This window comes from Prosthecobacter sp., assembly GCF_029946185.1.
In the GTDB taxonomy this organism is placed as follows: Bacteria; Verrucomicrobiota; Verrucomicrobiia; order Verrucomicrobiales; family Verrucomicrobiaceae; genus Prosthecobacter.
The window spans coordinates 1-7,734 of sequence record NZ_JAQSEA010000226.1 but is presented as its reverse complement, the minus strand read 5'-3'; the positions used below and the strand labels follow the sequence as shown (position 1 = coordinate 7,734).

The window sequence follows — 7,734 nt, the reverse complement described above, 5'->3', positions numbered from 1 at the left end:
TTAAATTAGTGTCTGAAAATTTTGTTAATCCTGCGATCCTGTTAATCCTGTCCAAGCTGGCTTCCTGATGCCCCCCACACTCCTCGCCCTCGATCTCTCCACCGCCCACGGCAGCATCGCCGTGGTTCGGGGCGATGACGTGCTGTTCCGCTCCTCCTTCCAGTCCGAACGCTCACACAATGCCCAGGTCTTCGCGCCGCTCCGCGAAGCCCTCGCTGCCGCTGGCAATGAACTCACCGGTATCGTCATCGGCAACGGCCCCGGTTCCTACACCGGCGTGCGCATCGCCATTGCCGCCGCGCAGGGTATTGCGCTCTCGCGAGACATCTGGTGCGTCGGCTGGTCTTCGCTCACCGCGCCGGACTTGGATGCGCCTGCGAGTTATCCCGTCATTGGCGATGCCCGCCGCCAGAGCTTTTACCTCGCCCGCGTCGAAAGCGGCAGGCTGCTGCCCGATCTCGAAATCGTCTCCGCCGAGGCCGCCCGTGAGCGCGTCGGTGAAGGCATGAACTGGTTCACCTTCGATGCCAAACCACCGCTCGATCTGCCCGCCCTCCGCTCCGCCAGACCGGATGCCGTTCACCTCGCCAAAATCGTGCAATCTTTGAGCGCCGACGAACTTGCAACGCTCATCGCTCAGCCTCTCATTCCCCACTACCTCGCAGAAGCCTTCATCACTCTGCCAAAACGCCCCGCCCACTCTCCCACACCATGACTCCCGAACCCATCACCAACCACGTTTCCGAATGGGGCGAAGGCCCCATCTGGCACGGCGACCGCCTCCTCTACGTTGACATCGAAACTCACAAGATCATCGCCTTCACGCCCGCGACGGGTGAAGAAAAGATCTGGAACGTCGGCCAGCGCGTCGGCACCGTGGTGCCACGTGCCAGCGGCGGCCTCGTCTGGGCAGGTGACAACGGCTTCTTTTTCCTCGATGAAGCCACCGGCCTGAGCACCGCCATCGCCGATCCCGAGCCGAACCTGCCGGAGAACCGCTTCAACGATGGCAAGTGCGATCCTGCCGGACGTCTCTGGGCCGGCACCATTTGCCTGCAAAAGCACGCCGATGCCTCGCTCTACTGCCTGCACACTGATCTCAGCGTCGAAAAGAAGTTCGGTCCCGTCACCAACTCCAACGGCATCATCTGGAGCCGTGACACGCGGACGATGTACTACATCGACACCCCCAGCAAAAAGATCCGTGCCTTCGACTTCGACAACGCCACCAGCGCCATCACCAATGAGCGTGTGGTATGGGATACCAGCGACGATCCCTCCTCGCCGGATGGCATGACCATCGACACCGAAGACCGTCTCTGGATCGCCTTTTGCCACGGAGCCAAAGTCGTCTGCTTCAATCCCGCCACGCAGAAGGTGGAGCAGCAGATCGACTTCCCCTGCGTCGAAACCACCGCCTGCGCTTTCGGTGGTCCCGATCTACGCGATCTCTACATCACCACCGGCAAGAAGCCCGATCTTGAGGAACCCCTCGCCGGACGCCTCTTCGTCTGCCGCCCCGGTGCCCAAGGTGTGCCTGCGGCCGCGTTTGGTGGGTGAGTCAGAGAATGCCAGGTGACAGGCGCTCAAGCTGTGGCCAGATAGGGGCATGATGCGTCCTGTTTTCTTCCTATCAGTCCTATTGGCCCTGCATGCCTCGCATGCCGAAGTGACTCCCCAGAAGGTGGATGTGTGCATCTACGGCGCGACCCCGGCGGGTATTGTCGCGGCGGTGGCGGCGAAGGAGGAGGGCTGCACGGTGATCATCATCGAACCGGGCCGCTGGGTGGGCGGCATTCTTGGCGCGGGCATCAAGCCTATGCAGGACTGCGCGGCACCGCAGGCGGTGGGCGGGCTGACGACGAGCCGCGTTTTCAAACTGGGAAAGCAACCTCCCGCCATTCGAGAGGCGTTTGCGACTTGGCTGGAGGAGGAGAAGATTCCGGTGCTCTTCGAGCATCGCGTGCAAAAAGTGGAAAAGACTGGCAAGGCGATCACGAAACTCGTGCTGGAACTGGCTCCACCAGACAAAAACGGGGTGCCCGCATCAAAGGCCACGCAAGCAGATGCGGCGGTGGTCGAGGCCAAGGTCTTCATTGATGCCAGCTATGAGGGCGATGTGATGGCGGCGGCGAAGGTGCCGTATGCGGTGGGTCGTGAAGCGGCATCTGCCTTCAACGAAGAACTCGCTGGCGTGGGGCCAACGACGAACTGGACCCCCATCGATCCTTATGTGGTGCAGGGCGATGCAAAGAGCGGTCTGCTGCCGTTGGTGGATGCAGATCATGGTCTGCCGAAGGGCTCGGCGGATGATTACACGCAAGCGTACAACTATCGTTTCTACGTGACGCGGGATCCGGCAAAGCGCATTTCGTTTGAAACACCGGCAGGCTATGACGCCAAGGATTTTGAAGTGGTCGGGCGCTACGTGGAGCACCTCGTCCGTACCACGGAGGGCGGAGAGGGGAAACTGCTCAAGCGGCTGCGGGACATCTTCCCCGGCTGGCTCAACAGCGGCGAGTACAACTACAAGCGCGATTCCTTGGTCACGATCGCACCGCTGGGCGTGAGTCGTTACTATCAGGATGGCAACTGGGAGGCCAAGTCGCGCATCTGGCGGCAGCACAAGGACTACCTCAGCGGGCTACATCACTTTTTGAGCACAGATTCGCGCGTGCCGGAGAAGTTCCGCAATGAGACAGCGGCGCTCGGGTTGGACAAAACGATGCATGCGGATACGGAGGGCTGGCCGAATCAGCTCTATGTGCGCCTGACGCGGCGCATGCAGGGGCCCTATGTGCTGACCTTGGCGGATGTGTGGAACAAGACGCAGGTGGAGGACAGCGTGGGGCTGGCGCTCTACGGCGTGGACATCTACCCCGTGCGTCGTTATGCCGTCGCTGATCCGGTCACCGGGCAGATGGGCGTGGCGACGGAGGGGAACATGTTTGTCGGTGGCTCCCAAGGCACTGGGCACCCCTATCCCATTCCGTACCGGGCGCTGACGCCGAAGGCTGCGGATTGCACCAACCTGCTCGTGCCCGTGTGTTTCTCGGCCAGCTACATCGCCTACGCCTCGGCGCGCATGGAGCCGGTGTTCTGTGTGCTGGGGGAATCCGCCGGTGTGGCTGCTGCGCAGTCCATCCATACCGGGGTGGCCGTGCAGCAGCTCGATGTGGCAAAACTGCGCAGCCGATTGCTGGAACGCGGCCAGATTCTGGCATGGACTGGACCTACCGTTCGACACTCTGGCGTAGAGGCGGGAGAATGGGAGTCGAAGGAAGCTTGGAGCGAAGCCAAACCGGGCTGGGAGTGGCTGTTTCCTTTCATCGATGCTGACAAGGACGGCAAGATTTCAACGAAGGAGCATGCGGCGTTTCAGGAGTATAAGAGGGAGAATCCGGATTGGGTGAAGAAGCTGAAGAACTGAATAGCAGGCACGAATGGCGCTTGATTAAGGCGGGTGTCGAGGAAATCATCCATTCACTGACGAAGCCGAAAAGTGTCACGGAGCGCGAGACTTTAGTCCGCTGCAGGTCGTCCGCGTGGGACGTATGATGGCTCTCACTGAATGCCGCAAACACGGTGGTACCCGGTGTCGCGAAAGCAGCATGTCAAAGCGGAGCAGGTGTGTGCTGCGGAGTGCAGCGGAATAAATTCCGCGCTCCGAGGAGCGCTGCGCGCAAGCTGTGATTTTCACGATCTATGCCCTTAATCAAGTGCCATTCATAGCAGGCACTTGCTCCTGAATGAAAGGGCTTCGCTGCGCGACCTCCAGAAAAGACGGGGTCGGAGACCCCCTCGCCTTGGCGCTCGGCTAATACGGCGTGCCTTCGATGATGACGGGGGCTTTGCGCCGGACTCCGATGTACACGGGGGAGCGCTGGCGTTCGAGATATTTGTGCTGGAAGGGGAGCTCGGTGTTGAAGGCGTGGAAGTGCCAGGGACCGTCGTCGGTGCGGATGGAGTATTGCAGGGCGCGGCCGCCGTCGAGGAGGGTGGCGTGCTGGACGTCGAGCTTGCGGGCGATCTCGGTGACTTCGCTGACGTTCATGACGCCGCCGTCACCCGAGAGGACGAAGACGATGGTGCCGTCCTGACGCATGCCGACGAGGGAGCGGTAGCTGATCTTGTTGCCGTCGTAGAAGAGGTCAGGCTTCAGGTCCACGTAGGAGAAGGTGGTGTGGTTCTTCATCACGGAGGGATAGACCTGGCAGCCTTCCTGGATGAGACCGGGGACTTCATTGAGGAGGGACTTCGGCCCGCACCATGGGCGGCCGTCTTTGACGAAAAAACAGCCGCTCCAGTCGCCGAAGGGTTGATTGACCTGACGCCCTTCGTGATAGACCCAGCCCATGGGGCGGCCTTTGGGATCGCGGAAGTTCGCAGTGATGGTGAACCAAAAATTCCCATCTGCCATGCGCTCGCGTGCGGTGGTGAGCGCAAACTTGGGCTGGAAGGTGGTCATGAAGTCGAAGCGCTCGGCGGAGAGGGTGACGACCTGGACTTCCGCCCCGAAAACACGCTGGGCGATGCTGGCCAGCGTGCCGCCCTGACGCCGGACTTTGAGGGTGGCCCAGCGCATGCCGGTTTCGCGATGGCGCTCGATGAGGGCCGTGTCGAGATCTCCGGCGGTCAAAGCGGCCGCAGGTTTCCACTCGCCACGTTTGGTGAGGATCTGGAGCGGTTGCTTGGAGTCGCGCACACTGACGGCGACGAGATTGCTGTTCAGATTGAAGAATACCTCACCGGCAAGCCATGCCAGCAGCGCGCCGGCAATGGCGAGCAGCAGAAGCAGTTTCAGGCATCCGCGTTTTCTGAGCATGGGAATGGCAGCATGGAGAACAAGTCGGGCGCGATCAAGGGCCGATGTGACGCAGGTGAATGAAGATTGATTCGCATCGATGCCTGTACAAGCTGCGTGCGCATGAAATTGAAACTGTTCTCCGCATTGTGGCTGCTCATTTCTCTCAACCTGCAGGCGCAGGCACCCGCGCCAGTGCTCACGCTCAAGGCAGTCACCAATCATCCCGATGCCTTGTACAAGGTGGGTGAGACGGCAACCTTCACCATTGAGGCGCTGCTAGACGGCAAGCCGTTGGCGGATGGGAAAGTGGTGTGCGTGTTATCGAAGGATGGCGTGCAGCCCCAGCCGCCGCAGACGCTGAATGTGAAGGACGGCAAGGCAACGCTCATCGGCAAACTGGACGAACCCGGCTTTCTGCTGATGCGCGCCACGAGTGACAAGGCCTCCACCATGGCCGCTGCGGGCTATGATCCGCTGCAGCTCAAGCCTAGCATGCCGGTGCCGGAGGATTTTGATGTGTTCTGGGATGCGCAGAAGGCGGAACTGGCGAAGGTGCCGGCGAAGGCGACGCTCACACCCGTGACAATGGCGGTGCCGAAGGGCATGGCAGCCTTTGATGTGCAGATCGACTGTGCGGGCGGCAAGCCGGTGAGCGGGTACTATGGCAAACCGCTGCAGGCCAAGCCGAAATCTCTTCCGGCAATCCTCCACGTGCACGGCGCGGGCGTGCGCAGTTCCACGCTCGGCAGCGTCTCATGGGCGCTGAACGAAGGCGGGATGCTCTCCATGGACATCAACGCGCACGGTTTGCCCAATGGGAAGCCCAAGGAATTCTACGATGCGCTGGCAGCCGGTGAACTGAAGGACTACCGTTTCGAGCACAACGAAGATCGCGAGAAAATTTACTTCAAAGGCATGTTCCTGCGCTTGATCCGCGCGATTGATTTCCTCACCGCGCAGCCGGAGTGGGATGGCAAGACCCTCATCGTCTATGGTTCGAGCCAGGGTGGGTTTCAGGCCTTTGCTGCGGCGGGCCTCGATGCGCGGGTTTCATTCATCTGCGCAGGCGTGCCTGCGGGCTGTGACCACACCGGCAGCCAGGCCAATCGCATCAGCGGCTGGCCGAAAATTGTGCCCATGGATGCCGAAGGCAAACCAAACGCCGCCGCATTGCAGGCAGCGCGTTACTTTGACAACGTCAACTTCGCCATCCGTGCGAAGTGCCAGGGCGCGGTGGTGACCGTGGGCTTCATCGACACCACCTGTCCGCCGACCAGCGTGTATGCGGCCTATAACGCGCTGACGATTCCGAAAGCGATCCACAATGACATTCTCTCCGGCCATACCAACACACCGGCGGCGAGTAAGTTCATGCAGGCGGCAGCCCTCAAGCATGTGCGGGAGAACAGGTCAAAGTGATTAGAATGGCGTCCACCGCCACAAAGGCGGTGCGAGAGCGTATTTAAGAGTGCGATTCTATCAAAGAAAATGCGAATTTTAGAGACATAAAGATTAGGCTAGGGTAAAAACCAGTCTTCATTCTTTATGAAATCTAGACTCCCTCTGTTTAAATCCATCGCGTTTATCGCCAGTCTCAGCCTCATCGGCGTTTCTGGTTTGACTGTCCAAGGTCAGGAAGCCAAGGCCAAAGGCAAGCCTGCCCACAACAAGAAAGGTGCGGCCCCGACGCCTGCCTCTCTGGTGAAAGACATGAAGGCCTCCGTCGCCTTCATCGCCAAAAACTCCAAGGACATTAGCCCCAAGTCCAAGCAGGCAGTGCCATTCTATTCGGCTCTGAAGTCCACGGCGAAGGGACTAGATCTGTTGGAAAAAGGCATTGCAGACAAGAGCCCGGAGATGCTCAAAGGTCTGGACGCCACCGGCGAAGGTGTGACGCAGCTTGCCACTACCTGGGCAATCATTCGCGGCGCTCATCCGAAGTCCCAAGTGGGTCGCGGCGTGAAATCCCTTGATGCTGCTTATGAGATGTACCTGACTCATTACGGTCCTTCCGTGGCAGTCCTGAAAAAGGGCGGCAAAAAAGGCAAGCTCACCGATGCAGAACTGGCTGAAATCGAGAAGGCTGGCCCACAGATGGAAGAGCTGATCGGCAATCTCAAGCAGGCTGCGGCCACTGCAAAACCCAAGTCCTACCAGTCCCGCATGATTGGCGATCTCATCGGTCTTGCGACGAAGATCCTCGGCATCCAAGGCACTGACCGCGGCACCTATGCCAAGTATCAGTATCAGACCGGCCGCCTGAGAAACTCCCTCGGTGCTTATGGCAAAATCACCAAGTGCTACTACCCAGACTACTACCAGTCCTCATGGGGCAAGCTGACGCCGATCGTCAATGTGCTGGCCTCCATCTTCGGCGCTTCCTCATGGGGCTACTATGACGGCTGGAACTACTATGACTCCAGCATCTCCAACTACGGCGAATACTACGAGACCACGTCCATCAGCATGTCCATCGAGGTGAGCGAAGTCTCCACCTATGAGGAATCCGTGGAAAGCTACAGCGAAGAATTCGCCACTGAAGAAGACTCGGAAGACGAAGAAGAGATCGACGAAGAGCAGGAAGAAGACACCGACGACGACGACGACCAGTCCCTCTCTGACGAAGCCGCTGACTGCGAAGACGACGACGACGGTGACGGCATCTCTGACGAAGAAGATGACGATGACGACAATGACGGCACCAGCGACGAAGAAGACACTGACGATGACGGCGACGGCGAGTCCGACGAAGAAGACGCTGACGACGACGAAGAAGAAGAAGGCGAAGACGAAGATGAAGATGAAGATGACGGCGAAGACGACGACTGCGACGGCGCTGCCGATTGCGACGACGGCGACTGCGAGCAGTAATCCTTCGTGTTGAGCGTTTCTTTCTGAAACAATTCCCAGCGCATGGTCTCCGGACC

General features: G+C 59.7%; 6 protein-coding genes. 5 read left to right on the top strand and 1 reads right to left on the bottom strand.

All coding sequences use genetic code 11. From position 1 onward, the window contains the following. Positions 1–67 precede the first annotated feature (67 nt). Genes tsaB through PSV43_RS18790 form a run of 3 tightly spaced genes read left to right on the top strand, consistent with a single transcriptional unit; the run spans position 68 to position 3,430 of the window. Complete coding sequence (gene tsaB, locus PSV43_RS18800; RefSeq protein ID WP_300201003.1) at positions 68–715, top strand: tRNA (adenosine(37)-N6)-threonylcarbamoyltransferase complex dimerization subunit type 1 TsaB; 648 nt, start codon at positions 68–70, stop codon at positions 713–715. Next, entirely contained in the window at positions 712–1,560 is an 849-nt protein-coding gene (locus tag PSV43_RS18795) for an SMP-30/gluconolactonase/LRE family protein (protein ID WP_300201000.1), read from the top strand. Before tsaB ends, PSV43_RS18795 begins: the two co-directional genes overlap by 4 nt. A gap of 49 nt (positions 1,561–1,609) precedes the next feature. Then, complete coding sequence (locus tag PSV43_RS18790) at positions 1,610–3,430, top strand: FAD-dependent oxidoreductase (RefSeq protein WP_300200997.1); 1,821 nt, start codon at positions 1,610–1,612, stop codon at positions 3,428–3,430. Between the two features lie 387 nt (positions 3,431–3,817). Here PSV43_RS18790 and PSV43_RS18785 read toward each other — a convergent pair whose 3' ends face one another. Further along, entirely contained in the window at positions 3,818–4,825 is a 1,008-nt protein-coding gene (locus tag PSV43_RS18785) for a phosphodiester glycosidase family protein (RefSeq protein WP_300200994.1), read from the bottom strand. A gap of 102 nt (positions 4,826–4,927) precedes the next feature. On the opposite strand from PSV43_RS18785, the gene PSV43_RS18780 reads away from it, so the two are divergent. Both PSV43_RS18780 and PSV43_RS18775 read left to right on the top strand, forming a co-directional pair. Further along, on the top strand, positions 4,928–6,226 hold the full coding sequence (locus PSV43_RS18780) for an acetylxylan esterase (protein WP_300200991.1): 1,299 nt from the start codon (positions 4,928–4,930) through the stop codon (positions 6,224–6,226). A 126-nt stretch (positions 6,227–6,352) separates the two neighbouring features. Further along, the gene (locus PSV43_RS18775) at positions 6,353–7,678 is read left to right on the top strand and encodes a hypothetical protein (RefSeq protein WP_300200988.1); all 1,326 of its coding nucleotides are present in this window, start codon (positions 6,353–6,355) and stop codon (positions 7,676–7,678) included. The last annotated feature ends 56 nt before the right edge of the window (positions 7,679–7,734 follow it).

Coding starts and splice junctions, on each gene's coding strand:
- PSV43_RS18795 (WP_300201000.1), top strand. CDS start 712: ATGACTCCCGAACCCATCACCAACCACGTTTCCGAATGGGGCGAAGGC.
- PSV43_RS18790 (WP_300200997.1), top strand. CDS start 1,610: ATGATGCGTCCTGTTTTCTTCCTATCAGTCCTATTGGCCCTGCATGCC.
- tsaB (WP_300201003.1), top strand. CDS start 68: ATGCCCCCCACACTCCTCGCCCTCGATCTCTCCACCGCCCACGGCAGC.
- PSV43_RS18780 (WP_300200991.1), top strand. CDS start 4,928: ATGAAATTGAAACTGTTCTCCGCATTGTGGCTGCTCATTTCTCTCAAC.
- PSV43_RS18775 (WP_300200988.1), top strand. CDS start 6,353: ATGAAATCTAGACTCCCTCTGTTTAAATCCATCGCGTTTATCGCCAGT.
- PSV43_RS18785 (WP_300200994.1), bottom strand. CDS start 4,825: ATGCTCAGAAAACGCGGATGCCTGAAACTGCTTCTGCTGCTCGCCATT.